The sequence below is a fragment of the Streptomyces albidus (ex Kaewkla and Franco 2022) genome, assembly GCF_013870515.1.
GTDB classification, from domain to species: domain Bacteria; phylum Actinomycetota; class Actinomycetes; order Streptomycetales; family Streptomycetaceae; genus Streptomyces; species Streptomyces albidus.
This window is the reverse complement of record NZ_JACBXA010000059.1, coordinates 1-26,538: the sequence shown is the minus strand read 5'-3', so window position 1 is coordinate 26,538 and position 26,538 is coordinate 1. Positions and strand designations below refer to the sequence as shown.

The 26,538-nt window shown below is 70.0% G+C and carries 22 protein-coding genes; 12 read left to right on the top strand and 10 right to left on the bottom strand.

Annotated elements, in window-relative coordinates; genetic code table 11:
• Both H5J26_RS12305 and H5J26_RS12300 read right to left on the bottom strand, forming a co-directional pair.
• A partial coding sequence (locus tag H5J26_RS12305) for a glycosyltransferase family 2 protein (RefSeq protein ID WP_181765846.1) occupies window positions 1-2,423 on the bottom strand: 2,423 nt, incomplete at its 3' end.
• Window positions 2,424-2,631: 208 nt separating this feature from the next.
• Window positions 2,632-2,895 carry a WhiB family transcriptional regulator gene (locus H5J26_RS12300; RefSeq protein WP_181765845.1) on the bottom strand — a complete coding sequence of 88 codons (264 nt, stop codon included), beginning with the start codon at window positions 2,893-2,895 and terminating at the stop codon, window positions 2,632-2,634.
• A gap of 636 nt (window positions 2,896-3,531) precedes the next feature.
• Between H5J26_RS12300 and H5J26_RS12295 the strand changes: the two genes are divergently transcribed.
• The 3 genes from H5J26_RS12295 to H5J26_RS12285 all read left to right on the top strand — a co-directional run bounded on the left by H5J26_RS12295 (window position 3,532) and on the right by H5J26_RS12285 (window position 6,467).
• Entirely contained in the window at window positions 3,532-4,032 is a 501-nt protein-coding gene (locus tag H5J26_RS12295) for a cysteine dioxygenase (protein WP_181765844.1), read from the top strand.
• Between the two features lie 84 nt (window positions 4,033-4,116).
• The gene (gene cofD, locus H5J26_RS12290) at window positions 4,117-5,109 is read left to right on the top strand and encodes a 2-phospho-L-lactate transferase (RefSeq protein WP_181765843.1); all 993 of its coding nucleotides are present in this window, start codon (window positions 4,117-4,119) and stop codon (window positions 5,107-5,109) included.
• On the top strand, window positions 5,106-6,467 hold the full coding sequence (locus tag H5J26_RS12285; protein ID WP_181765842.1) for a coenzyme F420-0:L-glutamate ligase: 1,362 nt from the start codon (window positions 5,106-5,108) through the stop codon (window positions 6,465-6,467). Before cofD ends, H5J26_RS12285 begins: the two co-directional genes overlap by 4 nt.
• Window positions 6,468-6,542: 75 nt before the next feature.
• Here the strand turns inward: H5J26_RS12285 and H5J26_RS12280 are convergent, their stop codons facing one another.
• The 3 genes from H5J26_RS12280 to H5J26_RS12270 all read right to left on the bottom strand — a co-directional run bounded on the left by H5J26_RS12280 (window position 6,543) and on the right by H5J26_RS12270 (window position 10,312).
• Window positions 6,543-7,451, bottom strand: coding sequence for a DNA-3-methyladenine glycosylase family protein (locus tag H5J26_RS12280; RefSeq protein ID WP_181765841.1), 909 nt, complete (start codon window positions 7,449-7,451; stop codon window positions 6,543-6,545).
• Window positions 7,452-7,587: 136 nt separating this feature from the next.
• Window positions 7,588-8,670: a sugar phosphate nucleotidyltransferase gene (locus H5J26_RS12275; protein WP_181765840.1), complete on the bottom strand. Its 1,083-nt coding sequence runs from the start codon at window positions 8,668-8,670 to the stop codon at window positions 7,588-7,590.
• 199 nt (window positions 8,671-8,869) lie between these two features.
• Entirely contained in the window at window positions 8,870-10,312 is a 1,443-nt protein-coding gene (locus H5J26_RS12270; RefSeq protein ID WP_181765839.1) for a peptidoglycan recognition protein, read from the bottom strand.
• A 146-nt stretch (window positions 10,313-10,458) separates the two neighbouring features.
• On the opposite strand from H5J26_RS12270, the gene H5J26_RS12265 reads away from it, so the two are divergent.
• The 4 genes from H5J26_RS12265 to H5J26_RS12250 all read left to right on the top strand — a co-directional run bounded on the left by H5J26_RS12265 (window position 10,459) and on the right by H5J26_RS12250 (window position 16,278).
• Window positions 10,459-11,214: a TIGR03089 family protein gene (locus H5J26_RS12265; RefSeq protein ID WP_181765838.1), complete on the top strand. Its 756-nt coding sequence runs from the start codon at window positions 10,459-10,461 to the stop codon at window positions 11,212-11,214.
• A gap of 179 nt (window positions 11,215-11,393) precedes the next feature.
• Window positions 11,394-12,728, top strand: a complete 1,335-nt coding sequence (locus H5J26_RS12260; RefSeq protein ID WP_181765837.1) for an LCP family protein — start codon at window positions 11,394-11,396, stop codon at window positions 12,726-12,728.
• A gap of 124 nt (window positions 12,729-12,852) precedes the next feature.
• Window positions 12,853-14,544, top strand: a complete 1,692-nt coding sequence (locus tag H5J26_RS12255; RefSeq protein ID WP_181765836.1) for an LCP family protein — start codon at window positions 12,853-12,855, stop codon at window positions 14,542-14,544.
• A 75-nt stretch (window positions 14,545-14,619) separates the two neighbouring features.
• Window positions 14,620-16,278 (top strand): LCP family protein, encoded by a 1,659-nt coding sequence (locus tag H5J26_RS12250; RefSeq protein WP_309237883.1) that lies wholly within the window; start codon window positions 14,620-14,622, stop codon window positions 16,276-16,278.
• A gap of 130 nt (window positions 16,279-16,408) precedes the next feature.
• Here H5J26_RS12250 and H5J26_RS12245 read toward each other — a convergent pair whose 3' ends face one another.
• On the bottom strand, window positions 16,409-17,443 hold the full coding sequence (locus H5J26_RS12245) for a glycosyltransferase family 2 protein (RefSeq protein WP_309237882.1): 1,035 nt from the start codon (window positions 17,441-17,443) through the stop codon (window positions 16,409-16,411).
• 106 nt (window positions 17,444-17,549) lie between these two features.
• Between H5J26_RS12245 and H5J26_RS12240 the strand changes: the two genes are divergently transcribed.
• Both H5J26_RS12240 and H5J26_RS12235 read left to right on the top strand, forming a co-directional pair.
• Window positions 17,550-19,031 (top strand): LCP family protein, encoded by a 1,482-nt coding sequence (locus H5J26_RS12240; protein ID WP_181765835.1) that lies wholly within the window; start codon window positions 17,550-17,552, stop codon window positions 19,029-19,031.
• Between the two features lie 117 nt (window positions 19,032-19,148).
• Complete coding sequence (locus H5J26_RS12235; RefSeq protein ID WP_235980653.1) at window positions 19,149-20,303, top strand: serine hydrolase domain-containing protein; 1,155 nt, start codon at window positions 19,149-19,151, stop codon at window positions 20,301-20,303.
• Between the two features lie 30 nt (window positions 20,304-20,333).
• Here H5J26_RS12235 and H5J26_RS12230 read toward each other — a convergent pair whose 3' ends face one another.
• Window positions 20,334-20,894, bottom strand: a complete 561-nt coding sequence (locus H5J26_RS12230) for an acyl-CoA thioesterase (RefSeq protein ID WP_181765833.1) — start codon at window positions 20,892-20,894, stop codon at window positions 20,334-20,336.
• 178 nt (window positions 20,895-21,072) lie between these two features.
• Here H5J26_RS12230 and H5J26_RS12225 point away from each other — a divergent pair, with 178 nt between their 5' ends.
• Window positions 21,073-22,287 carry an LCP family protein gene (locus tag H5J26_RS12225; RefSeq protein ID WP_181765832.1) on the top strand — a complete coding sequence of 405 codons (1,215 nt, stop codon included), beginning with the start codon at window positions 21,073-21,075 and terminating at the stop codon, window positions 22,285-22,287.
• A gap of 23 nt (window positions 22,288-22,310) precedes the next feature.
• Here H5J26_RS12225 and H5J26_RS12220 read toward each other — a convergent pair whose 3' ends face one another.
• Window positions 22,311-22,688, bottom strand: a complete 378-nt coding sequence (locus tag H5J26_RS12220; protein WP_181765831.1) for a VOC family protein — start codon at window positions 22,686-22,688, stop codon at window positions 22,311-22,313.
• A gap of 76 nt (window positions 22,689-22,764) precedes the next feature.
• Here H5J26_RS12220 and H5J26_RS12215 point away from each other — a divergent pair, with 76 nt between their 5' ends.
• A complete protein-coding gene (locus tag H5J26_RS12215; protein WP_181765830.1) occupies window positions 22,765-23,319 on the top strand; it encodes a CGNR zinc finger domain-containing protein in 555 nt (184 codons plus the stop codon).
• 118 nt (window positions 23,320-23,437) lie between these two features.
• Here H5J26_RS12215 and H5J26_RS12210 read toward each other — a convergent pair whose 3' ends face one another.
• Window positions 23,438-24,790 carry a UDP-glucose dehydrogenase family protein gene (locus H5J26_RS12210; RefSeq protein ID WP_181765829.1) on the bottom strand — a complete coding sequence of 451 codons (1,353 nt, stop codon included), beginning with the start codon at window positions 24,788-24,790 and terminating at the stop codon, window positions 23,438-23,440.
• 195 nt (window positions 24,791-24,985) lie between these two features.
• Here H5J26_RS12210 and H5J26_RS12205 point away from each other — a divergent pair, with 195 nt between their 5' ends.
• Window positions 24,986-26,158 carry an acyl-CoA dehydrogenase gene (locus H5J26_RS12205; RefSeq protein WP_268933065.1) on the top strand — a complete coding sequence of 391 codons (1,173 nt, stop codon included), beginning with the start codon at window positions 24,986-24,988 and terminating at the stop codon, window positions 26,156-26,158.
• Window positions 26,159-26,279: 121 nt separating this feature from the next.
• Here the strand turns inward: H5J26_RS12205 and H5J26_RS12200 are convergent.
• A partial coding sequence (locus H5J26_RS12200) for an alpha/beta hydrolase family protein (protein ID WP_419183787.1) occupies window positions 26,280-26,538 on the bottom strand: 259 nt, incomplete at its 5' end.

Sequence of the window (26,538 nt, the reverse complement as noted above, 5' to 3'; positions counted from 1 at the left end):
ACCGCTGCCGCGGCGACGAGCGCAGCCGCCGGCTGCTTCCAGCCGAAGCTCTGCTCTGCGACACGCTCCTTGGCGCCCTCGGCGCCGATGGCGGAGGCGCACAGCAGCGCGAGCCCGTAGACGAGCGTTGCGGGCCCGGCCCACGCGGAGCCGTTCGTCAGCCCGGCGAAGAACAGTCCGATCAAGGACACGACCCAGGCCGCACGAATCGCCTGCTGCCGTTCCGCGCGCAGCAGTGCCGCGAGCGCCGCCAGCACCACGCCGACGAGCAGCAGCCCGCCAGTGGCACCCGGCCCGCCCGGCGTCAGGGTCAGCAGATCCAGTGCGGTCGCCGAACCGGCACCGTACGGAAGCCCCGCTTCGAGGAAGAACGAGGAAGGGCTCATCAGCAGCGAGAGCGACCACGGCGCCAGCAGGACCATGGGCGTCAGGAGAGCGACACCGCTGCGCAGAGCGGTTCCTCGCACGTCCCTGCCGGCCGGGTCCGTGGTGCCGTCGAGCCCCTGCCAGCGCAGCACGACGATCGTGACCGCCAGCATCAGCGCGATCAGCCACACCACGGGCGTGAACGCGCTGGTCAGGGTCAGCAGCAGCCCGTAACCCCACACTGCTCGCCAACTCGGGCGCCCGCGCAGCCCGCTGACGGCGACCGCGGAACGAGCGAGGAGCGGCAGCACGATGGCCAGTACGGCGGTTCCGATGCGTCCGCCCGCGAGTGCTCCGGTGGCGGCGGGCAGGAACGCGTACGCGACGCTCGCCCACGCCCGCAGCAGCCGGGACTCCACCAGCGGACGCGATGTGAAGTACGCGGCCAGTCCGGCCAGCGGCACGGAGCAGACCAGCAGCAGCGTGAGCGCGAAGCCCGTGCTGCCGAAGAAGACGGTGGCGACCATCGCCACGATCGCGAGGTACGGCGGTGCGGTCTGCGTGCCGCCGATGCCGACCGGATGCCAGCTGTCGAGGTAACGGGCCCACAGGTCGGACACGTCGGCGGGAGCGGGCAGCAGAGCGCCTCCCGCGAGAGCTCCGCCGCCCATGAGCGCACGGCAGGCGATCAGTGACACCACGAGCAGCACGGCGAACAGCACAGGCCCCGGCCTGCGCGCGATCTGCTTGAGCCGCGCGAACTGTTCGACTTCGAGATAGTCGGCGTCCTCGTCACCGGGCCCGGACTCCACGGCGCCGTGCCGGCCGCCGGACGACAGTTCGGGCTCGGACCGGCCGCCGAAGTTGCTGGCCACCTGCTCGGCCGTGACGCGCAACGTCGCACCGGGCGGCGGGAACAGGTGCCGCAGATCGGCGTACGGAACGGCGGGCTTGCCCCGCCTGCGTCGCGCGCCGAGAATCCGCCCGGGCCGCAGGAGCGTCCCCGTCAGACCTGTCACCTCGTCCAGGGCCTGTCCGGGCACCTTCCCCACGAGATAGGCGAGGGTGCGCACGAGGGTGCCGAGTACGAGGCGCAGCATGACCCAGGGGAGCTTCGAGGACGGCACGTTGGCGAGCAGCGTGTAGACGGCGCCCGCCTTGTCGACGCGGTGCGGACTGGCGCCGCCGCGTGCCGCACGGCCCACGCAGTCGACCGGGCGGCGCTCACGCGACGCGGCCTCCGCGTGCCGCACGACCGCTTCCGGCACGATCAGGACCCGGTGCCCGGCGGCATGGGCGCGCCAGCACAGGTCGACGTCGTCGCGCATCAGCGGCAACCGCCGGTCGAAGCCCCCGAGTTCTTCGAAGACGTCCCGGCGGATGAGCATCCCGGCGGTGGACACGGACAGCACTGTGCGTACCTGGTCGTGCTGGCCCTGGTCCTGCTCGCGCCGCTCCACGCCCGTCCAGCGCCGACCGCTGTTGGCGATCGACACTCCGGCCTCGAGCAGTTGCCTGCGGTCGTACCAACTGCGCAGCTTGGGTCCGACGAGGGGCACGGAGGGGTCGGCGTCGACGACGCGCAACAGCCGAGCGAGCGCGTCCGGTTCCGGCCAGCAGTCGTCGTGCAGCAGCCAGAGCCACTGCACGGGTTCTCCGTGGGGCAGTTCCGGCATGTCGTAGGCGTCGTCACGCCAGGTGCGCGTGACGGGGTCCCACCCGCTGGGCCGCTTCAGATACGGAAGGTCGTCCGGTGTGGGCGCTCCCGCTGTCCGCGCGGCCTCGTCGACGGCGGCACCGAAGCCCGTGCGCCGGGCCATGTGCAGAACCCGGTCGGGACCGAGCGCCTCGGCGAGGAGCCGGGCGGACTCGTCCGCGCTGCCGGTGTCGGCGGCGATGACGTTCTGCACCGGGCGTTCCTGGGCGAGGAGCCCCGAGATGGCCTCGGGCAGCCACCTCGCGCCGTCATGGGAGACGAGCACGGCGGTGACGACGTGCCTGGGGAACTCAGGTGTGGCCGCCTCGTACTGGGCCGCCGTATGGCTGTGCACGGACATGGAGGTGCGGGCCCCTCCCGGGGGTGCGGGGGGCGACCCCCCGAAGACGCTGCGACGGACTGCGCGGGCGCACTCGCCCCGCTGAAGGGGTCGCGCGCCGTGGACGCGCCACACACTAACGGCTCAGCGCCACGTACCCACCGGGTCCGTACAACTAGACCTCGCAACTAGCCCGAGCATCTACGGGCATTTACCGCCCGGCAGTTGCTCACACGGCCGCCTTCTTCAGACGTCGGCGCTCACGCTCGGACAGTCCTCCCCAGATACCGAAACGCTCGTCGTTCGCCAGGGCGTACTCGAGGCACTCGGAGCGGACCTCACAGGCGAGGCAGACCTTCTTCGCCTCCCTGGTGGACCCGCCCTTCTCCGGGAAGAAGGACTCGGGATCGGTCTGGGCGCACAAGGCGCGTTCCTGCCAGCCGAGCTCCTCGTCCACCTCTTCGACCAGCACTTCCTGGAACAGCTCGGCCATTGCGCGCCCCTCGTCCGTCTTTGCGTCCCCGTGATGCGGTCGTTATCGATTCCCGCTGAACGACACGTGTGAAATTACAAGTGTGCCGATCCGCGGCAGTCAAGCCGAGATCTGCTATTAGGCCCGTTATTCACTCTGCGGAACCAAGGGTGATCGGAAAGTGTCGATATCGAGACGAACCGTCCCTAACACCCTCGGCCACCACTGGTCGCCACACTTCGGCGAGAAATCCGCACCCGTCCCGATCGCATGGATCGCCTTCCACTCGCACAGGCCCGATCACGGTCCGATCACAGATGCACAACGACGTTCAGGTGCGCGAGTGTTGCACCACGTGTCCGTCCTGGAGCGCACACAAACCTTTGATTCACCACCGCAACCGGATGGGGTGAACATTCCCACTGAACGGGACATCCAGTTGACAGCAGTACGGGTGGCTCGGTCTCCTTGACCACATGCCAGTGACTTCCGAGCCCCGTACGGCCCCTGCCGGCCGTCTCCTTCGCGCTGCTCGCGTCGCCTCGGGTCACTGCTGCTGTTGCTGTCGCTGCTGTTGAGGCGTTTCTCAACCCGTTCGGTTTCCTCCGCCCGGCTGCATGTTCCGGGCTCCCCTCCAGCGCGAAGGCTTCCACTGACGTGAACAGCGACGTCGAGATCGCGGGCGATCCGCTCGCGCTCCCCCACCTCATGCCGCCTGCCCCCGCACATCCCGCCACCGTCGCGGGCTTCGCCGGGCTGGCCCGTGCGATCGCCGCCGACCGCCCAGGCTGGGCACCGCTCGTGCAGTACGACCCGACCACCCGCTGGTATCACCGGCTGCGCACCGGACCCGGGTACGAGGTGTGGCTGCTCAGCTGGCTGCCCGGGCAGGGCAGCGGCCGGCACGACCACGGGCACTCGTCCGGAGTGTTCACCGTGCTCGACGGCGAGCTGACCGAACAGGCGCGGGGCGCCCGCCACACGCTGAGCCGTGACGCACAGCGGGCGTTCGCGCCCGGCTATGTGCACGAGGTGGTCAACGACAGCCTGGCCCCCGCCGTCAGCCTGCACATCTACTTCCCCGGGCTCACGGCGATGCCGATGCATCCCTCGCCCGCCGCCTGCGCAGCGGTGCCTGCACCACTCGTCGCCGACTGAGCCCGCTCCCGCCGGGCTCCGGAAGCGTCAGCGCAGGGCAACCGCCCTGCTGTTCGAGGTCCGGGTCCTGACACACTGTCCCGCATGGAGCGGATTGTGGTTCTGGCCGGGGGCATCGGTGGTGCCCGCTTTCTGCGCGGACTCAAGTCCGCCGTGCCCGACGCGGAGGTCACCGTCATCGGCAACACCGGTGACGACATCCACCTCTTCGGGCTGAAGGTCTGCCCCGACCTCGACACCGTGATGTACACGCTGGGCGGCGGCATCCACGAGGAGCAGGGCTGGGGACGGGCCGACGAATCCTTTTCGGTGAAGGAGGAGTTGGCGGCGTACGGCGTGGGCCCCGAGTGGTTCGGGCTGGGCGACCGCGACTTCGCCACCCACATCGTCCGTACGCAGATGATGAGCGCCGGTTACTCGCTCAGTGCCGTCACCGAGGCGCTGTGCGCCCGCTGGCAGCCCGGGGTGCGGCTGCTGCCCATGACCGACGACCGCGTCGAGACCCATGTGCTGATCGACACAGCCGACCTCGACGACTCCGTGCAGGGTGACGGCGGTGAGAGCCGCAAGGCCGTGCACTTCCAGGAGTACTGGGTCCGGCTGCGCGCCTCCGTCGACGCCCACGCGGTGGTGCCCGTCGGTGCCGAGACCGCCAAGCCCGCTCCGGGCGTGCTCGATGCGATCGCCGACGCCGACGTCATCCTGTTCCCGCCCTCCAACCCGGTGGTCAGCGTGGGCACGATCCTGGCCGTCCCGGGGATAAGGGAGGCCATCGCCGAGGCGGGAGTGCCGGTGATCGGGCTGTCGCCGATCGTCGGGAACGCGCCGGTGCGCGGCATGGCGGACAAGGTGCTGTCCGCGGTGGGCGTCGAGTCCACTGCCGCAGCTGTCGCACAGCACTACGGCAGCGGGCTGCTGGACGGCTGGCTCGTCGACACGGTGGACGCCGGGTCCACACAGGACGTCGAGGACGCCGGAATCCGCTGCCGTGCCGTTCCGTTGATGATGACCGACACCCAGGCCACGGCCACCATGGCCCGTGAAGCGCTCGCGCTGGCCGAGGAGGTGCGGGCATGACCGCACCTGACGTGTCGCGGCCCGCCGGCGAACGGCCTCTGCCCGCGTACCGGGTGTGGGCCCTGCCGGGCATACCGGAGGTCCGCCCCGGCGACGACCTGGTGAAGCTCATCGTTGACGCCGCGGCGGGCGACGGCACTTCGCCCGGGCTGGCGGACGGTGACGTGCTGGTGGTCACCTCGAAGATCGTGAGCAAGGCAGAGGGCCGGATCGTGCAGGCCGACGACCGTGAGGCGGCTATCGACGCCGAGACGGTACGCGTGGTCGCACGGCGGGGGCCCGCCCGCATCGTGCAGAGCCGGCACGGCTTCGTGATGGCGGCGGCGGGCGTGGACGCCTCCAACACCCCCAAGGGCACCGTGCTGTTGCTGCCGGAGGACCCGGACGCCTCGGCACTCGGGATACGTGAAGGCGTGCGGGACGCGCTGGGCGTCGACGTCGGTGTCGTCGTCACGGACACTTTCGGGCGGCCCTGGCGCGAGGGGCAGACCGACGTCGCCATCGGCGCCTCCGGGGTCCGCGTGCTGGAGGATCTGCGCGGCGGCGTCGACACCTTCGGGAACCCTCTCGGTGTGACGGTCACGGCCGTCGGGGACGAACTGGCCGCAGCGGGCGAGCTGGTGAAGGGCAAGGCGGACGGGCTTCCCGTCGCGGTGGTGCGCGGACTGCCGCAGCACGTACTGGACATCCGCGAAGTGCCCCAGTCCGCCCGCTCGCTGGTGCGCGACGCCACGAACGACATGTTCCGGCGGGGCACTTCGGAGGCCGTACGGGAGGCGCTGAGCCTGCGGCGCACAGTGCGCGAGTTCACGGCCGAGCCGGTGGACGGCGGAGCGGTACGCCGCGCAGTCAAGGCGGCGGTCACGGCGCCGGCACCGCACCACACGACGCCGTGGCGCTTCGTGCTGCTGGAGTCCGAGAAGTCACGGATCCGCTTGCTCGACGCGATGCGCGACCAGTGGATCGAGGACCTGCGGGCGGACGGCAAGAGCGAGGAGAGCATCGCAAAGCGCGTGCGGCGCGGTGACGTCCTGCGCAAGGCGCCTTACCTCGTCGTGCCGTGCCTGGTGACGGACGGTTCGCACGACTATCCGGACGCGCGGCGGTCCGCGGCGGAGCGGGAGATGTTCGTGGTCGCGTGCGGCGCGGGCATCCAGAACTTCCTCGTGGCGCTGGCCGGGGAACGGCTGGGGTCGGCGTGGGTGTCCTCGACGATGTTCTGCCGGGACGTCGTGCGCGAAGAGCTCGAACTGCCCGGCCACTGGGACCCGATGGGCGCCGTGGCCGTGGGACACCCGGCGGCGCCCCCGCGGGAACGACCGCCCCGCGAGGCCGACGCCTTCACCGAGGTGCGCTGACGCCACTCGGCGCGTCTGCTTCTTGGTGCCGCTCGGCGCGTCCAACTTCCTGAGGCCGCCCGCCGGTCACCCCGCTCAGAGCCTCGCGATGTCACCGATCGGGAAGCGCGGCTGACGGCGTGCCGGAGCGCGGCCCGCGATCAGGATCAGTCGGGCCGCCCGGTGCCGCTGTCCCTCGTACGGGGCCAGCAACTCCAGCATTCCGGCGTCGTCCACGTCCCGCGCGCCCGTGAGCGAGTAGCCGACGATGCTCGGCAGATGCAGGTCTCCGACGGTCAGCGCGTCGGGGTCGCCGTTGCTGCGCTGCAGGGTCTCGGCGGCCGTCCACGGGCCGATTCCGGGGATGAGCTGAAGCCTGGCCATGGCCGCCGCCAGCTCCATCGACGCGGCCTCCTCGAGTCGCGGGGCGCGCTGTGCGGCTCGAATGACGGTGGCGGAGCGCTTGTTGTCGACGCCCGCACGGTGCCACTCCCAGGAGGGGATGCGGCACCAGCCGCGGTGGTCCGGCATGACGAACATCCCGTCCTGCGGGCCGGGCGCGCGCTCGCCGTGCCGGCGGACCAGGAGACGCCATGCGCGGTACGCCTCATGCGTGGTGACCTTCTGCTCCAGCACCGACGGGATCAGCGCTTCCATCACCAGGCCCGTGCGCGGCAGGCGCAACCCGGGGTGACGGCGGTGCGCCTCCCTGGTCAGGGGGTGGTGCGCGATGAAGGCCGAGGGGTCGTCGTCGGCACCGAGCATGGCGGGCAGCCGTTCCAGGGCCCACTCGGCGCCGGCGCCCCAAGCCTCCGCACGTACGGTCGCGCCCGCTGCCTCAGCGGTGATGCGCAGCGTGGCCGGACCGTCAGGGGTGCGGGTGGCGCGCCAGACCGCGCCGCCCTCGACCCGGTAGCAGGGGTCGTACGGGCCGCGCCGCAGCACGCGCAGATTGCTCCGCAGGTCGTACGACGGAGGGGCGGTCCAGGTACGGGTGGCAGGCACGCCCGACAGCGTATGTGCGAGGGGGACGCCGCAGGCGCGCGGGGCGAAACCCGTACCGGCGCGCGGTGTTCCGGCGGTGCCCGGGCGGCGGGGCCGCTACGGGTGGCACCTCACGCGCGCGCGCCGCCCCCGGCGGTCACTGGTCGGACGAGAAGCGCACCGCGCCCGCAGGGATGTGCGCTCCGCACCAGATCCGTACGCCGTCCCGCAGTTCGTTGCCGTCGCCCACCACGGCACCGTCGCCCACGACGGCGCCGTCGAGGAGCGTGCCCGAGCCGATCCGGGCGCCGGCACCGATCAGCGAGTCCCGCACGACCGCGCCGGGTTCGATGACGGCGTCGTCCAGCACCGCGGAGCCGTCGATCCGCGCACCGGCTCCGACGGTCGCTCGCGCACCCACCACCGTGCCGCCGGTCAGCTTGGCGTCCGGGGCCACGTCGGCCGATTCCAGGACCAGTTGGTCGCCGCAACGGCCCGGCACGGCGGGAGACGGCGCCCTGCCGAGCACGAGGTCGGCGGAGCCTCGTACGAACGCCTGCGGTGTGCCCAGGTCGAGCCAGTAGGTGGAGTCGACCATGCCCTGGAGATGCGCGCCGCCGGAGAGCAGTCCGGGGAAGGTCTCGCGCTCGACGGAGACCGGCCGCCCCGTGGGGATGGTGTCGATGACGGAGCGGTTGAAGACGTACGCCCCGGCGTTGATCTGGTCGGTGACGATCTCCTCCGGGGTCTGCGGCTTCTCGAGGAACGCGGTGACGCGTCCGGTGTCGTCCGTGGGAACCAGACCGAAGGCACGGGGATCGCTGACGCGGGTCAGGTGGAGAGAGACGTCGGCACCCGCCCTGGTGTGCGTCTCGACCAGAGCGCCGATGTCGAGACCGGTGAGGATGTCCCCGTTGAAGATGAGCACCGGGTCGGAGGGCGAAGAGTGGAGCCGGGAAGCGACGTTGCGGATGGCTCCGCCGGTGCCGAGGGGTTCCTCCTCGGTGACGTACTCCAGATGAAGCCCCAGCTGTGATCCGTCGCCGAAGTAGGGCTCGAAGACCTCGGCGAGATAGGAGGTCGCCATCACCACGTGGTCGACGCCTGCGGCCCTCGCCCTCGCCAACTGGTGGGCCAGGAACGGAACGCCCGCCGCCGGCACCATCGGCTTCGGCGTGTGCACGGTCAGCGGACGCAGCCGGGTGCCCTTGCCCCCGACCAGGAGGATCGCTTCTGTCACCAGTTCCTTCGCTTCCTGACTGACGGAGGAGGCCTGAGCCGGGTGGTCGGCGGCCAGTGTATGCAGGGGGACACACTGCCCGGCGGTCGCCCGGACGCGTGACTGCCGCGCCGGACGGCACGCCCGGCGCGGCAGCCCCTTGAGGGGAGGAAACGGGAAAACGGTGCCGGAGGTTCCCGGGAGCCGAAGCCCGGGCCGCTCAGCGGCCCTGAAGCCGCCCCGCCTCTGTACGGATGGCGGGGAGTTCGTTGTAGAGCCTTTCTCCGGGGCACTCCGTGGAGAAGCCGTCCCGGTGACCCGACACGGCGTTGAAGACGACCCTCGTGCCCTTCCTGTGCTTGCTTCCGCCGCCCGATGTGAGCGTCACCTTGCCGCTCGCGTCGACGCCGTGGACGCCGAGCTTCCAGGCGGTCAGCTTGGAGAGGGCGTCGGTGGCGGCCTTGGGGGCGTCGGTCTTGGAGTAGGTGCCCAGCAGCGCGATGCCCGTGCTGTCCTCGTTGAACCCGAAGGTGTGAGCACCCATCACCGGTTTGGCCACACCGCCGGCGCGGCCCTCGTAGATCTTGCCGCACTTGTCGACGAGGAAGTTGTACCCGATGTCCCGCCAGCGGCTGCTCTTGACGTGGTAGCGGTAGATGCCGCGGATGATGGACGGCACTTCGGCGCAGCTGTAGCCGTTCGTCTCGGCCGAGTGGTGGACGAACGCGGCCTTCGTCGGGCCGGTGTAGCTGAAGTCCGCCTCGCGCATGGACTCGTCCGCCCCCCATCCCTTGCGGGTGATGATCTCGGGCCTCGGTCCAATGTGCGCGTCCTCCGCGCGGTCGCTCCTCGAAGGAGTGGCCTTGGCGGCGTCGTCGCCGTAGGTGGCGTTCGTCTGGGCCCTGGTGAGGGCGGGCAGTGTGCCGCCGGGCCGGTCCGCCGGGCCGTCCTCACGTGGGGGCTTCCCCGTCTGGGGGCGATGTCTCTGCACGTCCCCCGGCTTCCGCGTCTCTCCGGTGCCCACCTCGGCTCCGGGATCGACGAGTTCGAGCCGGGCGCCCGCGGGGAGTTCGGCCTTCCCGACCTGGCGCTGCGAGCTCCCGGTCGTCTTCGGCGACACCGGGGTGGGGACGATCCGCACACGCAGGGCGCTGGAGTTCCCGACCCACAGCGGGGCGGTCGCGCCGAGTGGCTTGCCACGGGCGGTGGAGCCCTCTTTCGAGTCGGGGCCCGGCCCGTGGTCGCTGCGTGTGTTCAGCGAGCGCCAGTCCGACCAGCGGCGTGTGTCCGCGTCGCGTGCCTGTACCTGGAGTCGGCCGCGGGGTATGGCGCGCGGGTCGTCCCAGACCACGCCGACGAGGGCGAAGGGCTTCACCTTGCGGGAGACGACGCGCCTTCCTCCTGACGGGTCGTCCTCCCAGGCGGAGAGCAGTTTGTCGCCCGAACGGGTGCTGTCGGCAGGTGTGCCGAGTGGCAGCGACTGCGTGTGGCCGGGAACTATGCGGCCACTTCCGGGGGCGCGGGCGGCCGGAGGGACGGCGTCCTCAGAGGGCGTCGAGTGCTTGTCGGACAGCATGGAGTCGGCGGATTCGGTGGGCGCGAGCGGCAACAGCAGAGCTCCTGCACACGCGACACCGATCGAGGTGACAACTAGTGCACGCATATTGCGATCGTGCACATAACCGAACAAATCTGTCTATTCGGACAGTGTTCGGTAGCTGACGCTCTGTTCGGCCCGCGGCTTCGCGCCCCACCGTCGCCGGGCCCCCTGCGGCCTTGCGGCAGTACACCCCCACGTAGGCTTGACGGGTGAGTGCTCCCCCACGTACCGCCGCCGAACTGCTGGCTTCCGCCCTCGCGCAGGACGCGGGACGGCCGCTGGTGACGTACTACGACGACGCCACCGGCGAGCGGGTCGAACTCTCCGTCGCCACCTTCTCCAACTGGGTCGCCAAGACGGCGAACCTCCTCCAGGACGATCTGGCCGCGGAGCCGGGCGACCGGCTCGCGCTACTGCTGCCCGCCCACTGGCAGACGGCCGTCTGGCTGCTGGCCTGCTCCTCGACCGGGGTCGTCGCCGACGTGCAGGGCGACCCGGCGGCTGCTTCGCTCGTCGTCAGCGGCCCGGACACGCTGGAGGCCGCCCGTGCGTGCAGCGGGGAGCGGATCGCGCTCGCCCTCCGCCCGCTCGGAGCGCGCTTCCCGCAGACACCGGAAGGCTTCGCCGACTACGCGGCCGAGGTGCCCGGCCAGGGCGACCAGTTCATGGCGTACGCGCCGGTGGACCCTGACGCCCCCGCTCTCCGCCTTCCCGGCGAGCCGGAGTTGACGGGAACCGGGGCAGTGCAGCGGGCGCGGGAGGACGCCGAGACGTTCGGCCTGACTCCCGGTTCGCGGCTGCTGTCGCTCCGTCCGTACGACAGCTGGGCCGGGCTGAGCGCCGGACTGCTGGCCCCGCTCGCCGCGGGCGGCTCGGTGGTTCTGTGCCGCAACACCGACCGGCTCGACCCCGCCACCCTCGCCAAGCGCGGCGAGGATGAACGCGTCACCCACACCATCGACTGAACCCCCCTCCACAGCCTCGGCGCTCCTCCCCGCTGATCACCAACGATCGGTTGACGATCAGTACTGATCAATCTCGCGTACAACCCTCCACAGGCTTCGGGTGTCTGCCTACCTGACCGGCGCTCGCACGTCTGTACGTCCCCGTACGCGCCGCCGACCACGTGAGGGAAGACGCAGACGTGACCCACGCCGGGACCGACGCCGACGGAAGAGCCGAGCACGACGCCGCCCGTACCCCGAGGTCGGCACGCACCGCCCCGGACGGTCCGCGCCGACCTCGCCCTCGTCGCCGCTGGCTCCGCTGGGCGGCGCTGAGCACCTCGGTGCTCGTACTCGCCGCGGCCGGCGCCGGCTGGACGCTCTACCAGAGACTCGACGGGAACATCCGTACCGACGTCGGCACCGAGCAGGAACTCCAGCGCTACGCGGACCAGCGCCCCGCCGCCCCGTCGAGCAAGGCGAAGAACATCCTGCTCCTCGGCTCCGACAACCGTGGCGGCGGCAACAGCGCGTACGGGCGCGACGAGGGCAGCGCGCGTTCGGACACCGCGATCCTGCTGCACATCGCCGGTGACCGGCGCAGCGCCACGGGGGTATCACTCCCCCGCGACCTGATGACCGACGTCCCGGCCTGCACGCGGCCGGACGGCAGCCGCAGCCGGGCGCAGTTCGCGCAGTTCAACTGGGCGTTCCAGTTCGGGGGCGCCGCCTGCACGATCCGTACGGTCGAGAAGCTGACCGGCCTGCGCGTCGACCACCACCTCGTCCTCGACTTCTCAGGGTTCAAGTCCCTGGTGGACACCGTCGGCGGCGTCGAGGTGTGCCTGCCCGGCGCGGTGCACGACCGGGACGCCAAGCTCGACCTGCCCGCCGGGCGGCAGACCCTCGGCGGCGAGGACGCCCTCAGCTACGTGCGTGCCCGGCACGGCCTCGGCAACGGCAGCGACACCGGGCGCATGGGCAGGCAGCAGCAGTTCCTCGGCTCGCTGGTGAAGAAGGTGCGCGGCAACGGCGTGCTGCTGAACCCCGCGAAGCTCTATCCCGTGCTGCACTCGGCGACGTCCGCGCTCACGGCGGACGGCGGTCTCGACTCCCTGAGCGAGCTGTACGAACTGGTGCGCGGCGTAAGGGACATCGACGAGGATCAGGTGCGTTTCCTGACCGTCCCCCGGAAGTCGTACAGACTCGATAGCAACCGCGACGAACTGGTGCAGCCGGCAGCCGACCGACTCTTCGCCCAGCTTCGGGAGGACCGCCCCGTGCGGGTCGCGAGCGGCGGTGGGGGCGACGGGGAGCACAGCCGGGAAGCCGCACCCGGGCCTTCCATCAGGCACGGCGCCCACCCGAGGAACCAAGCGCCCGGCGGCGTCGTCGGATCCTCCGTGCACGGGTCGCGGGAGCAGCAAGCACCTCTCGACGGCGACGAGCCGGGCAAGCCGGGCGAGGTCTACAAGGGCACCACTGCCGCACACGACATCTGCACCGCTGACAACGCTGAGAATGGGTTGAATTGACCAGATCTGGGTTCATGGAATTCGTCACCGTCGTCGCTCCGCGCCGAAGCTGGCGGATAGTGTGGCCGCTCCGGTCCGCCCCCACAGGGCGACTCCAGGCGGCAAATGGAGGACTTACGCAATCGTGAACGCGCAAGGCCGTGGGCACGCGGGAGATGTCGATCCCGCGGATCAGTGGGTGTTCGACCCGAGCACCGGCAGCTATACGCTGCGACTGAACCCCGTTGCCGACGACTCCGGGAGTCCGTCGGGCAGCAGCCGCCCCTCCGCGCCACGTCAGAGAAGAGCCTCCGGCACCGAGGAAGAGCCGCGGCTTCCCTCTCAGCGCCGGCGTGGACGTACGGAGGCGCCGGTTCCAGCCGGCGGGCACCGCTCAGGGGGGCATGGGCGCCGCAAGCGCAAGCCCGGACTGACGAAGAAGCAGAAGGTGATGCGCTGGGGTGCTGGCACCCTGGGGCTCATACTGGTCGCGGGCGGCACAGTCGGCTACTTCCTGTACGACCACTTCAACGGCAACATCAACAAGGTCGACGTCGGCATCAGCAACGACGCGGTGACCGACGGACCGGTGAACATACTCGTCATCGGCACCGACTCCCGTAAGGGCAAGGGCAACGGCGGCTACGGCGACAGGGCGAGCGTCGGTCACGCCGACACGACGTTCCTCTTCCACGTCTCCGAGGACCGCACCAACGCCACCGCGCTGTCCATCCCGCGCGACATGGTCACGGACATCCCCAACTGCCCGACGAAGCAGAAGGACGGCTCGTCGCAGAAGGTCCCGGGCCAGCAGAGCGTCCGTTTCAACACCAGCCTCGGCCAGTCCGGCCGCGACCCGGGCTGCACCTGGCGCACGGTCGAGGAACTCACCGGCGTCAAGATCAACCACTTCATGATGGCCGACTTCAACGCGGTCAAGGAGCTGTCCACAGCGGTCGGCGGCGTCGAGGTGTGCACCGCCAAGGACATCAACGACCCCAAGTCGCATCTCAACCTCACGGCCGGCAAGCACGTCGTGAAGGGCGAGCAGGCGCTGGCGTTCGTACGCACCCGGCACTCCGTCGGGTTCGGCAGCGACCTCAGCAGGATCGAACTGCAGCAGCAGTTCCTCAGCTCGATGATCCGGAAGATGAAGTCCGGCGGGACGCTGACCAGTCCCTCGAAGCTGTTCGACCTCGCCAACGCCGCGACCAGGGCCCTGACGGTGGACACGGGCATCGGCAGCGTGAAGAAGCTGACCGACCTCGCCAAGGACCTCCAGCGGGTGGAGCCGAAGAACATCACCTTCGCCACCGTCCCGGTTCTGGACAACCCTGAGGACCCGGCCACGGTCATACTGGACGAGGCGAAGGCTCGGCCCCTCTTCAAGATGGTTCAGGCGGACAAGTCGCTGAGCAAGACGAAGAAGGGCTCCAAGGAGAAGGGGCCGTCCAAGGCCAAGAAGGTCCCTGCATCACAGGTCCGGGTGGACGTGCGCAACGGCGGTGGTCCGGTTGGCGCGGCCCAGGAGACCGTGGACTGGATGCAGAACCAGAAGGGCGTCCGGCTGTCGACCAACGCCGGCAACGCCTCCGCTCAACTGTCCGCGACCAAGTTGGAGTTCGCACCCGATCAAGCCGGTCAGGCGGCCACCGTCGCCGACATGATGGGTCTGCCGAAGTCGGCGCTGAAGGAGAGCTCAAGCGTCGGCAAGGCCATGGAACTCACGCTGGGCAAGGACTTCACCAAGGCGGGCGAGCCGGTCTCCGCGCCCGAGAAGGCGCCTGACGGCGTACAGAACGTCAAGGCGAACGACAAGAACATCTGCGCGAAGTGACGAACACGTCCCCCGGGCACCCCGCCAGGGCCCGGGGGACGAGCACACCGCGTGGGGGAAAGACGGGGAGGCCCCGTGCGGCAGCAGAACGGCAACCGAGGCGACCTGGGGCGCGGCGGCGCGCCCGCGGCTCACGACCGCCGGTGGGCACACGGAGGAGACCGCCTGCCGCAGCAGCGACAGCGGCACATACAGACAGGCGGCGGTGTGGGCATGGACGGCTTCGACGACGGTACGGGCGGCGGCGGCCGTCCTCGCAAGAAGAGACGTTTCCTGCGCTGGTTCAGCATCTGCCTTTCGCTCCTGATACTCGCCACCGCGGGAGCGGGCTACCTGTACTACGAGCACCTGAACGGCAACCTCAGCAAGGACCTGCTCAACCTCGGCGACAACAAGCTCGACAAGAGCAACCCCAACGCCGACGGCCAGACCCCCATGAACATCCTGCTTCTGGGCTCGGACTCCCGCGGGTCCAAGAAGAACGTCGAGCTCGGGGGCGCACGCGGAGACCGCGACCGTCCCCCGCTGGCCGACGTGCAGATGCTGCTGCACGTCTCCGCCGACCGCAGCAACATGTCCGTCATCTCGGTCCCGCGTGACACCAAGGCGACGATCCCCAAGTGCACCGACCCGGACAGCGGCAAGGTCTACAACGAGGCGACCGACAAGATCAACACGAGCCTCCAGCACGGCGGCCCCGGCTGCACGGTCGCCACGTGGGAGGAGATGACCGGTGTTCCGGTCGATCACTTCATGATGATCGACTTCGCCGGTGTGGTCTCGATGGCCGACGCGGTGGGCGGCGTCCCCGTGTGCGTGGACAACAACGTCTACGACCCGCAGTCCAAGCTCCGCCTGAACAAGGGCAAGTCGGTGGTCCGGGGCGAGCAGGCACTGCACTGGCTGCGCACCCGGCACGGCTTCGGTGACGGCAGCGACATCGGACGGGCCCGCGCCCAGCACATGTACATGAACTCGATGGTGCGTCAGCTCAAGGCCGGTACGAAGCTCACCGACCCCGGGAAGATGCGCGGCCTGGCCGAGGCGGCCACCAAGGCCCTCACCGTCGACGAGGGACTCGGCACGGTCAAGAAGCTCTACGACCTCGGCAACGACCTCAAGCGGGTCCCGACGAAGCGCATCACCATGGCGACGATGCCCTGGAGGTACGCGCCCGGCGGATTCGTGGAGCCCAAGCCGGGCGACGCGGACCAGGTCTTCTCGCTCGTACGCAACGACATCGCGCTGGACGGCAAGGACAAGAAGAAGGCGAAAGCCGACAAGCCGGCGCCGAGTGAGCCGTCCGCGGCCAAGTCGGAGATTCCGGTACGGGTGATGAACGGCACGGGCACGGCGCTCGAGCCGCCGGTCACCGGCCGGGCCGGAGTCATCTCGGAGCACCTGGGCAGCAAGGGCTTCGCCCAGGCCACCGCCGATCAGTCCCCCAAGTCGCAGGCCGACACGACGATCAGCTATCCGCAGGAGAACCAGCGGGGCAACGCCCTCGCTGTCGCCAAGGCCCTGGGCCTGCCCGACAGCGCCGTCAAGCACTCCAGCGGCGTGCAGGGCGTGACGCTGGTGATCGGCGGGGACTGGCGTGAGGGCAACACCTACCCCAAGGGCGAGCAGGGCGGCGGCGGGAAGAAGGACAACAAGGCGCCGGACAGCGCGGACGCCCTGCGGGGCGACGACGACAAGGCCTGCATGGAGGTCAACCCGGCGAACATCCAGTGACCTCACGCGGCCTGCCTGCGGGCGGGCCGCGCGGGCAGCGGACATACGTGAGGGGCAGCCGCGCTGTGCGGCTGCCCCTCACGTTTCGGCATTAGCGGGCCGGGCGTCCGGCGGGCCCGGCCACCCGCGCTCACTGCGTGGCGAGCACCGGCTCCCTGCGGGACGCGATCACCTTGCGTGCCAGCTTCCGCGGGCTCGTCAGGAAGCCCCAGCCCCACGACATGTGCATCGTGGCCAGCGCGACGGGGATCTGCACCCGGCTCTTGAACGGCAGGCCCTTGCCCGCGGGCAGCGAGCCCAGCGTGATGCCGGCCAGATAACCCGCCGGGACGATGAAGCCCCACGGCACCCCGGCGAGACCGACGGCCGTGCCCACCGCTATCGCGCACAGCGCGACAGGCGCGGCCAGATAGCGGAGGCTGATCGAGCGGGGGTGGTACCGCGCGACGACGTGGCGCCAACGCCCGTAGTTCTTGTACTGCTTCGCCAGGGCGCGGACGCTCGGGCGGGGCCGGTAGGCGACCTTCAGCTCGGGCGAGAACCAGATCTTCCCGCCGGCGCCGCGGATCCGGAAATTCAGCTCCCAGTCCTGCGCGCGGATGAACTCCTCGTTGTAGCCGTCCTGTTGCTCCAGCACGCTGCGGCGGAAGACTCCGAGGAAGACGGTCTCGGCCTCACCCGCCTGGCCACCCGTGTGGAAGGCGGCGTTGCCGACGCCGATCCTGGAGGTCATGGCCGCGGCGACGGCTCTCTCCCAGTCGTTCTCCCCCTCGGCGTGCATGATGCCGCCGACGTTGGCCGCGCCCGTCTCCGACAACAGCCGGACGGCGGTGGCGATGTAGCCCGGGGAGAGCATGCCGTGCCCGTCGACCCGCACCACGACCGGATGCCGGGACGCCTTGATGGCGGCGTTCAGCGCAGCGGGCGTGCGGCCGCTCGGATTCGGGACGGTGTGCACCCGGGAGTCCTCGCGGACGAGCTCCGCCGCGATCTCGTCCGTCCTGTCCGTGGACGGACCGAGGGCGATGACGACCTCCAGTTCCGCGCCGTACTCCTGCTGGAGGATGTGATGGACGGAGCTGCGAAGGTGTCGTTCCTCATTGAGGACCGGCATGATCACCGAGACGGCGGGCAGCTCCGCGCTCGAGGTAGTCCTATCAGTCACGCGTTCACGTTACCGCGATTGAGGGATGCCCCCGCACGCCAGCCGGGTGCCACGGGAAGGGGCGACGGCGTGTGACCAAGTCCCGCAAGTCGTATCGCCCTACGGTATGGCAATGGGAGCGGAAGCACGCAAAAACGGTCAGAGGCCCCGCTGGGGTGTCCGCATCGCGACGGGTCTCTCCGTGCTTGTGCTTGGGGCGAGCGGCGTGGGCCACGTCATGGTGAACGGGCTGAACGCGGACGTGAACAGAGTCAATCCCTTCCAGGGGCTCACCGACCGCCCCCGCGACACCGGCGGCGTGAACTTCCTTGTCGTGGGCACCGACCGGCGCGACAAGCTCTCCCACGAACAGCGCGAGAAATACCGTCTCGGCGGCTCCGCCTGCGACTGCACGGACACCCTGATGCTCGTCCACCTCTCCGCCGACCACGACCGCGCCAGTGTCGTCAGCCTTCCGCGCGACTCGTACACCAAGCTCCCCGCCCACACCGACGCGGGCACCGGCAAGCGGCATGCCGCCGTCCCCGCGAAGCTCAACTCGGCCTACGCCCACGGCGGTGCGCATCTGACCGTCAGCACCGTCGAGGCGATGACCGGCATCCACATCGACCACTACCTCGAGGTCGACTTCACCAGCTTCATGCGCACCGTGGACGTACTCGGCGGAGTGCCCGTCTGCACGGACAAGTCCCTTCAGGACAGCTACTCCGGATTGAACCTCCCCGCGGGCACCACCAACCTCGACGGTGGCCGCGCCCTGCAGTACGTACGGGCACGGCACCTGGGCGACGGCTCGGACCTGAGCAGGATGAAGCGCCAGCAGCACTTTCTCGCCTCGGTGGTCGAGAAGGCCACCGACAGCGGTGTTCTGATGAATCCGGTGAAGCTGCGGAAGGTCGCCTCCACGGTTCTGCAGTCCGTACGCGCGGACGACGGCCTCGGCAGCGACGAGATGCTGGAACTCGGCCGGGCCATGCGGCGCTTCACCACTTCCTCCTCCGAGTTCGCGTCCGTCCCGGTCCAGAACGCGAACTACACCGTTCCGAAGCTGGGCTCGACGGTGAAGTGGGACAAACGCAAGGCCGAGAAGCTCTTCCGGATGCTCCGCGAAGACCGGCCCCTGAACCCCGAGACGTCCCGGGAGACCGAACGCGCGAAGGGCTCCGGGGAGCAGGGCCAGGCGGGGAAGGCCGCCCCGGCCGAGATGGTCGGCGTCCCTCCGGGCAGCATCCAGGTCCAGGTGGAGAACGGCACCACGAGGAAAGGGCTCGCCCGCCGGGTCGACGAGAAGCTGAGCAGCACGGGCTTCGCGACGACGGGGGCGTCGAACCCCGCGGCGGAGAACGACGTCTCGCGCACCACGATCACCTACGACCCGCGCTGGGACCGCTCGGCACGGGCCCTCGCAAAGGCGCTGCCAGGCGCACGCCTGGTGGAGGAAACGGGTCGCGGACCGGTCATGCGGGTCACCGTGGGCGAGAAGAACCACACCGTGCGGCGGGTGCGCGTCGCTCCCCCTTCAGCGAAGCCCGAGCCCAAGCCGAGCGGCGGCGCCGTCAACGGTGAGGACCAGAGCTCCTGCGCCTGAGGCCCGGCGTCCGGATCAGGATCGGGGTCACGCTCAGGGGCGCTTCCGGGGCCCGCAGGGGAACACCGGGGGCGGACCCGGATGGCACGAGGGCGCGGCCTCGACAGCATGAGCCTCATGACATCTCTCCACCTCTCACGTCGCACCCTCGTCGCGGGCTGCACAGCGGGTGCGCTTGCGGCGACCGTCGGGACCCCGGGGGCACACGCGGCAGCCGCCGGGCGCCCGCTTCCCCCGCTCGACCCGCGGGAGTTGCGGGCGGCAGTCTCCGATCTCACCCGTCCCCCTTCGACCTCTGCCCAGTTACGGGTCGGCGGGAGCGCCGGGCACTGGTACGGGAGCGCGGGGGTCGCCGATGCCGGCACGGGACGTGCTGTGCGCTCCGACGACAGGCTCCGCGCGGGCAGCACCACCAAGGTCTTCGTGGCGACCGTCGTACTGCAACTCCTCGCGCAGCACCGCCTCGGACTGGACGATCCCCTCGGGCGCCATCTGCCCGGGCTTCTGCCAGCACCGTTCGCCCGCATCACCGTCGCGCAACTGCTGAACCACACCAGCGGGCTGCCCGATCACCGGGGACTGCCCGACGTAAGCACGCCGGAGGGCTTCGTCGAGCACCGCTTCGACCGGTGGACGCCCCGGCAGTGGGTCGCCACCGTGACGCACGGCCCACTCAAATTCAGCCCGGGGACCAAGCAGGAGTACCGCGGCATCAACTACGTGCTGCTGGCCCTGATCGTCCAGGAGCTGACGGGGAGGCCGTACGGCGAGGCGATCGCTGGGCGCCTCCTTCGCCCGCTGGGCCTGCGACGGACGCTGCTGCCCGGCGACGACATCAGTCTGCGCGGGCCGCACGTGCACGGGTACCTGCGGATGACCGACGGGAGCCTGCGCGACGTGACCAGGTGCAACATGTCCTCCGCGTGGGGCGAGGGCGAACTGGTCTCCACGGTCGACGATCTGGACCGCTTCCTCGTGGCGCTGTTCTCCGGAGCGCTACTGCCCCCGCATGTGCAGAAGAAGCTGTTCACGCTCCCGCCCGAGGACGTGCGGATGCTCGACGGCACGCCCGCCCGGTACAGCATGGGACTGCAGACGGCCACGGTGAACGGCGTCACCCTCTGGGGCAAGACCGGGCAGTGGGCCGGCTACCGCACGCGCAGCTTCTCCACGCGCGACGGGCAGCGAAGATTCGTCCTGTCGTTCACCCCGACGGCACTCGAGGCGCAGGAGGACATGACCGAGCGGGTCGTCGCGGCCCTGCTGAGCTGACGCCGCGCCTCAGCTCGCGGACGCCCCGTCTCAGCCGGCGTCGGACTCCGGCTGGGGCCTCCGGAGCTTGCGGGCCCGCAGATCCATGATCGCGCGGCGCCTGGCCAGGCGGTGGGTGCGCCGGATCTGCGCCTCCTGGTACCGCCGCGTGTCGTCCTCGCTCTGCGGCAGGACGGGCGGTACGCGGCGGGGCTTGCCGTTCTCGTCCACCGCCGCGAAGACCAGGTACGCGCTGCCGACGTGGGTTGCGGGAACCGCCTCGTTCCAGCGCTCGGCCAGCACCCGCACGCCGACCTCCATCGACGAGCGGCCGGTCCAGTTGACCTGCGCCTTGACGTGGACGAGGTCGCCGACGCGCACCGGCTCCAGGAAGACCATCTCGTCCATCGAGGCGGTCACGGCCGGGCCGCCGGAGTGCCGTCCCGCGACTGCTCCCGCCGCGTCGTCCACGAGCTTCATGATCACCCCGCCGTGCACGGTGCCGAGCAGGTTGGTCTCGTTGCCCGACATGATGTGCGAGAGCGTGGTGCGGGAGGCGCCGGTGGGCTTGCCCGGCAGGGCGCCTTCCGCCGCGGGGGCATGGTCGTTCATGGGCCCCACCCTAGGCTGCGCCTTCTTGATCTTCGCAGGCCCCGGGGCGGAGACCGCCGTGACCGGCGGATGCGCGCCCGGGACAGATACGGGCCTTTGCATCAGAACGGAAACAGCCTCGATCCGAAGTCGCACCCGGACTGTGTTCATCCGGCCGAGTCAAGGCAGACTGCCATCCATGAATGAGTGGCCCGGTGGATGGAACGAAGGTTCCCGCGACAGGTACGGCAGTCCCCGCACCCATGGAGGCGTGCCGCCGCAGGGCGGCGGCTACGACCCGGGTTACGGCAGACAGCCTGGCTACGACGACGGTTACGCGGACTACGACTCGGGTTACAGCGACGGTCGCGTGTACGGCGGCGCCGGTGGCGGTCCGGGCGACTACGACCCCTATTACGACGACAGGCCGCCGCGCCGTCGCGGACGGCGGGTCAAGATAACCCTGATATCGCTCGTCGTGATCCTTCTGGCATGGTCGATCGGCACCTACTTCTGGGCCGACTCCAAGCTGAAGCGCGAAGTCGATCTCAGCATCGTCGACGACCGGCCCGAGGCCGGCGACGGCACCAATTACCTGATCGTCGGTTCCGACAGCCGTGAAGGCCTGTCCGCGCAGGAGAAGAAGGATCTGCACACGGGTTCGGCCGCGGGCAAGCGCACCGACTCGATGATGATCCTGCACGTCGGCAGCGGAGCCCCGACCCTGATCTCGCTGCCGCGTGACTCGTGGGTCGAGATCCCGTCCTTCACGGGTACGTCCGGCAAGAAGTACGAGAACACCCAGCAGACCAAGCTCAACGCCGCCTACTCGCAGGACGGCGCCACGCTTCTGGTCCGCACGGTCGAGCACAACACCGGGCTGAAGATCGACCACTACGCGGAGATCGGCTTCGGCGGCTTCGCGAAGATCGTGGACTCGGTCGGCGGCGTGGAGATGAACATCCCGCAGGACATCAAGGACAAGAACTCCGGCGCGGACTTCAGGAAGGGCAAGCAGACGCTGGACGGCAAGCAGGCCCTCTCCTTCGTCCGCAACCGTCACGCCGGGACCGGTGACAGCGACCTGGGCCGCACCAAGAACCAGCAGAAGTTCCTGGCGGCCCTGGCGAGCCAGACCGCGACCCCTTCGACCGTCCTCAATCCGTTCAGGCTCTACCCGACCATGGGCGCGGGCCTGGACACCCTCATCGTGGACGAGGACATGAGCCTCTGGGGCCTCGGGTCGATGTTCTTCGCGATGAAGGACGTCTCGAGCGGCGAGGGCAAGCGGATGAACATGCCCATCGCCGGAACGGCACCCGCGGGGTCGCTCGCTTGGGACAAGCCGAAGGTCCGTCAGCTGGTGCAGCAGCTCAAGGACGACGAGAAGGTCACGGTCACGTCCGACAGGTGAGCCGGGGCCGGTGAACCGGCTCCTCAGTCACAGACACACAAGCAGAACGGGTGCCCGGCAGGGTCCAGGTAGACGCGGAAGCCACGCTTCCCGCCGTCGTCGCCCTGGACCAGCCGGGCACCGAGCTTGATCACCTCTTCTTCCGCCTCGTCGAGGCGCTCCTTCGGCACGTCCAGGTCCAGGTGGAGCTGCTGGGCGTGCTCCACGCTGGGCCACTGCGGCGGGACGAAGCCGGGCGACGCCTGGAAGGCGAGCCGCTGCCCGCCCGGGCCGGTGACGTCCACCCACTCGTTGCCCTCGTCCGGCTCGACCTTCCAGTCGAGCACCTCAGCGTAGAACTGGGCGAGGCGCCTGGGGTCCGGGCAGTCGAGGACGGTGCAGTTCATAGTGGCGATGGCCATAGTTACCCCTTGAATAGGTGAACCGGTAACGGTCTTGGTTACCAGATGATGGCCATGTATCGGTAATCTGGCAAGCGTGACGGACAGGGCTGCCCCGAAAGCGCTCGTCCTGGTGCAGGAGTTGACGAACACACTCGACGTCGAGACGGGCGAGGACGCACTCGCAGCACCGGGCGGGGTCGCCGACTTCGTGCGGAGCCAGGGCCTTCAGGGCCTCGGCCTGGAGGACGGCGCGGCACGAGAGCTCGCGGCACTGCGCGAGCTGCGGGAGGCGTTGCGTGCGGCCTGTCTTGCCCACACGGGCACCGAGATGGCCCCCGAGGCGTCCGAGTCGCTCGCACGACGGCTCTCCCGTGCACCGCTCGTCCTCGGGATGGACGGAACGGGCCGGGCCGAACTGCGCCCCGCGGAAGGCCTTTCGGGGGTCCCGGCACTGACCGCCCGTATAGCCGTGGGCATCGCCGAGGCCGAGGCCGAAGGCACCTGGCAACGGCTCAAGGCATGCCCGGCCCACGACTGCCTGTGGGTCTTCTACGACCGCAGCCCGGCGGGCCGCGGTCGCTGGTGCACGATGGCGGTGTGCGGCTCTCGCGCCAAGATGCGTACGTACAGGGCACGACGACAGCAGTGAGGTCCCCGCGCCCACCGCGCCGGCGTCACCGCGCCGGCGGGGGCGGGGACCGCCGGCCGCACCTCAGAGCGAGGCTCCCGGAGTGCCGGCAGGCGACCCGACACGACCGGCAGGGGTCTCAGGCGGTCGGACGGCCCAGGGCCCGGAACTTCCAGTTCTCCTTGCGCCAGAGCGCCGGGTCGAGGGTGTTCCGGCCGTCCAGCACGTGCCTTACAGCCACCACTTCACCCAGCGCCGCAGGGTCCAGCTCCTGGAACTCGCGCCATTCCGTCAGGTGCAGCACGACGTCCGCGCCGCGCACCGCGTCCACGGCACTCGGGGCGTAGCGCAGGGTCGGGAAGAGGGCGCGGGCGTTCTCCATGCCCTTGGGGTCGTACACCGTCACCTGTGCGCCCTGAAGGTGCAGCTGCCCGGCGACGTTGAGCGCGGGTGAGTCCCGTACGTCGTCGGAGTCCGGCTTGAAGGTGGCGCCGAGGACGCCGATGCGGGTGCCCAGAAGGGTGCCGCCCACGGCTTCGCGGGTCAGCTCGACCATGTGCACGCGGCGCCGCATGTTGATGGAGTCGACCTCGCGCAGGAACGTCAGCGCCTCGGACGCCCCCAGCTCGCCCGCGCGGGCCATGAAGGCGCGGATGTCCTTGGGCAGGCAGCCGCCTCCGAAGCCGATGCCGGAGCGCAGGAACTTCTTGCCGATGCGGTCGTCGTGCCCGATCGCCTCGGCGAGCTTGGCCACGTCACCGTCGGCGGCCTCGCAGACCTCGGCCATGGCGTTGATGAAGGAGATCTTCGTGGCCAGGAAGGAGTTGGCCGACGTCTTCACCAGCTCGGCGGTCGGGAAGTCGGTGACGACGAAGGGCGATCCCTCGGCGAGCGGCGTCGCGTACACCTCGCGCAGCTGCTGCTCCGCACGCTCGCTGCGCACGCCCACGACGACGCGGTCGGGGTGCAGGGTGTCCTTGACGGCGAAGCCCTCGCGAAGGAACTCCGGGTTCCAGGCGAGTTCGGCGTCCTCGCCGGCCGGCGCCAGCTCGGCCAGCCGGAGAGCGAGACGCTGCGCGCTGCCGACCGGCACGGTGGACTTCCCGACGACCAGGGCGGGACGCTTCAGATGGGGCGCCAGCGAGTCGACCGCGCTGTCGACGTAGGACATGTCACAGGCGTACTCGCCATGCCGCTGGGGGGTGTTGACGCAGATGAAGTGCACGTCGCCGAACTCGCCGACCTCCTCGTAGGAGGTGGTGAAGCGGAGGCGCCCGCTCGAACCGGGGTGCCCTGCCACGTGCTTGCGCAGCAGCTCCTCCAGCCCGGGCTCGTACATCGGCGTCTCGCCCCGCTCCAGCAGGGCGATCTTCTCCGTGGAGATGTCCAGGCCCAGCACCTCGAAGCCGAGTTCGGCCATGGCGGCGGCATGTGTGGCACCGAGGTAGCCGGTGCCGATCACTGTGATCTTGAGCGGGGCCCTGTCGGACATGTTGGGGTGCTCCTGTGGGACGACGCGTGGAACGCTCCGAGAACGCTGCCCGCGAGCATATCGGGGCCCGCTGTCGTGAACCTCACGTATCCCGGGCAGGGCACGGGCCTCTAGAATCGGGTTACTTAACGGTAATTAGCAGAAGCATGCCCGCTCGCCGTCCAGCGCAGCAGAGCTGAAGAGGAGTGAGACACCTTGGCGCCATCGGGGAAAAGCGCAGCCGCTGACTTCGACCTCTACCGGCCGTCCGAAGAGCACGACATGCTCAGGGACTCCGTGCGTGCCCTTTCAGAGGCGAAGATCGCACCGTTCGCCGCCGAGGTGGACGAGGAGGGCCGCTTCCCGCAGGAGGCCCGGGACGCGCTCGAAGCCAACGACCTCCACGCCGTGCACGTGCCGGAGGCGTACGGAGGCGCGGGAGCCGACGCCCTCGCGACCGTCATCGTCATCGAGGAGGTGGCCCGCGTATGCGCGTCGTCCTCCCTCATCCCGGCGGTCAACAAGCTCGGTTCGCTGCCCGTCGTCCTCTCCGGCTCCGAGGAGCTGAAGAAGAAGTACCTCGGGCCGCTCGCCGCCGGTGACGGGATGTTCTCGTACTGCCTGAGCGAGCCCGACGCGGGTTCGGACGCCGGCGGCATGAAGACGAAGGCCGTACGGGACGGCGACCACTACGTCCTCAACGGTGTGAAGCGCTGGATCACCAACGCCGGCGTCTCCGACTACTACACCGTCATGGCCGTGACCGACCCGGACAAGCGCACCAAGGGCATCTCCGCCTTCGTGGTGGAGAAGGACGACGAAGGCGTCTCCTTCGGCGCCCCGGAGAAGAAGCTCGGCATCAAGGGCTCGCCCACGCGCGAGGTCTACCTCGACAACGTCCGCATCCCGGCCGACCGGATGCTCGGCGACGAGGGCACCGGCTTCGCCACCGCGATGCAGACCCTGGACCACACCCGGATCACCATCGCGGCGCAGGCCCTCGGCATCGCCCAGGGCGCGCTCGACTACGCCAAGGGCTACGTCGCCGAGCGCAAGCAGTTCGGCAAGCCGATCGGCGACTTCCAGGGCGTGCAGTTCATGCTGGCCGACATGGCGATGAAGCTGGAGGCGGCCCGTCAGCTGACCTACGCCGCAGCCGCCAAGTCGGAGCGTGTCGACTCCGATCTGACGTTCTTCGGTGCCGCGGCCAAGTGCTACGCGTCGGACGCCGCCATGGAAATCACCACGGACGCGGTCCAGTTGCTCGGCGGCTACGGCTACACGCGCGACTACCCGGTGGAGCGCATGATGCGCGACGCCAAGATCACGCAGATCTACGAGGGCACGAACCAGGTCCAGCGGATCGTGATGGCCCGCAACCTGCCGTAACGGCGTTCCCGGCGGCCCGTATCGGACGGCCGGTGCTTGTGAGGGGCGCTCCCACGCGTGGGGGCGCCCCTCAACCGTCTCCGCATGGCACTGCGGCAACCCCGCGACGGCTGTGCGGCGCTCAGCCGCTCGTACGTGCCGCGATCCAGGCGAGCACTCGCGGCGCCACCCCCGGCGACTTCATCAGCCCGCCGCCGTGTCCGGCTCCCGGCACCGTCACGACGGTGATGTTCCGGGCGGCCATGCCCCGCCTGCGCTCGGCGCCGTGCAACGCGTCGGAGTGGGCGGCCGGTACGAAGTCGCCCCGGGAGTGGATCAGCAGCATGGGGGCGTCCTCGTCTCCCGTGGCGTGCTGTACGGCCGACATGTCGCGCCAGACG

Excerpts from the sequence above, each read along its gene's own strand:
- H5J26_RS12220 (WP_181765831.1), bottom strand. The coding sequence starts at position 22,688 with ATGGCCATCGCCACTATGAACTGCACCGTCCTCGACTGCCCGGACCCC.
- H5J26_RS12300 (WP_181765845.1), bottom strand. The coding sequence starts at position 2,895 with ATGGCCGAGCTGTTCCAGGAAGTGCTGGTCGAAGAGGTGGACGAGGAG.
- H5J26_RS12270 (WP_181765839.1), bottom strand. The coding sequence starts at position 10,312 with ATGCGTGCACTAGTTGTCACCTCGATCGGTGTCGCGTGTGCAGGAGCT.
- H5J26_RS12230 (WP_181765833.1), bottom strand. The coding sequence starts at position 20,894 with ATGAACGACCATGCCCCCGCGGCGGAAGGCGCCCTGCCGGGCAAGCCC.
- H5J26_RS12285 (WP_181765842.1), top strand. The coding sequence starts at position 5,106 with ATGACCGCACCTGACGTGTCGCGGCCCGCCGGCGAACGGCCTCTGCCC.
- H5J26_RS12240 (WP_181765835.1), top strand. The coding sequence starts at position 17,550 with ATGGCAATGGGAGCGGAAGCACGCAAAAACGGTCAGAGGCCCCGCTGG.
- H5J26_RS12235 (WP_235980653.1), top strand. The coding sequence starts at position 19,149 with ATGACATCTCTCCACCTCTCACGTCGCACCCTCGTCGCGGGCTGCACA.
- H5J26_RS12225 (WP_181765832.1), top strand. The coding sequence starts at position 21,073 with ATGAATGAGTGGCCCGGTGGATGGAACGAAGGTTCCCGCGACAGGTAC.
- cofD (WP_181765843.1), top strand. The coding sequence starts at position 4,117 with ATGGAGCGGATTGTGGTTCTGGCCGGGGGCATCGGTGGTGCCCGCTTT.
- H5J26_RS12210 (WP_181765829.1), bottom strand. The coding sequence starts at position 24,790 with ATGTCCGACAGGGCCCCGCTCAAGATCACAGTGATCGGCACCGGCTAC.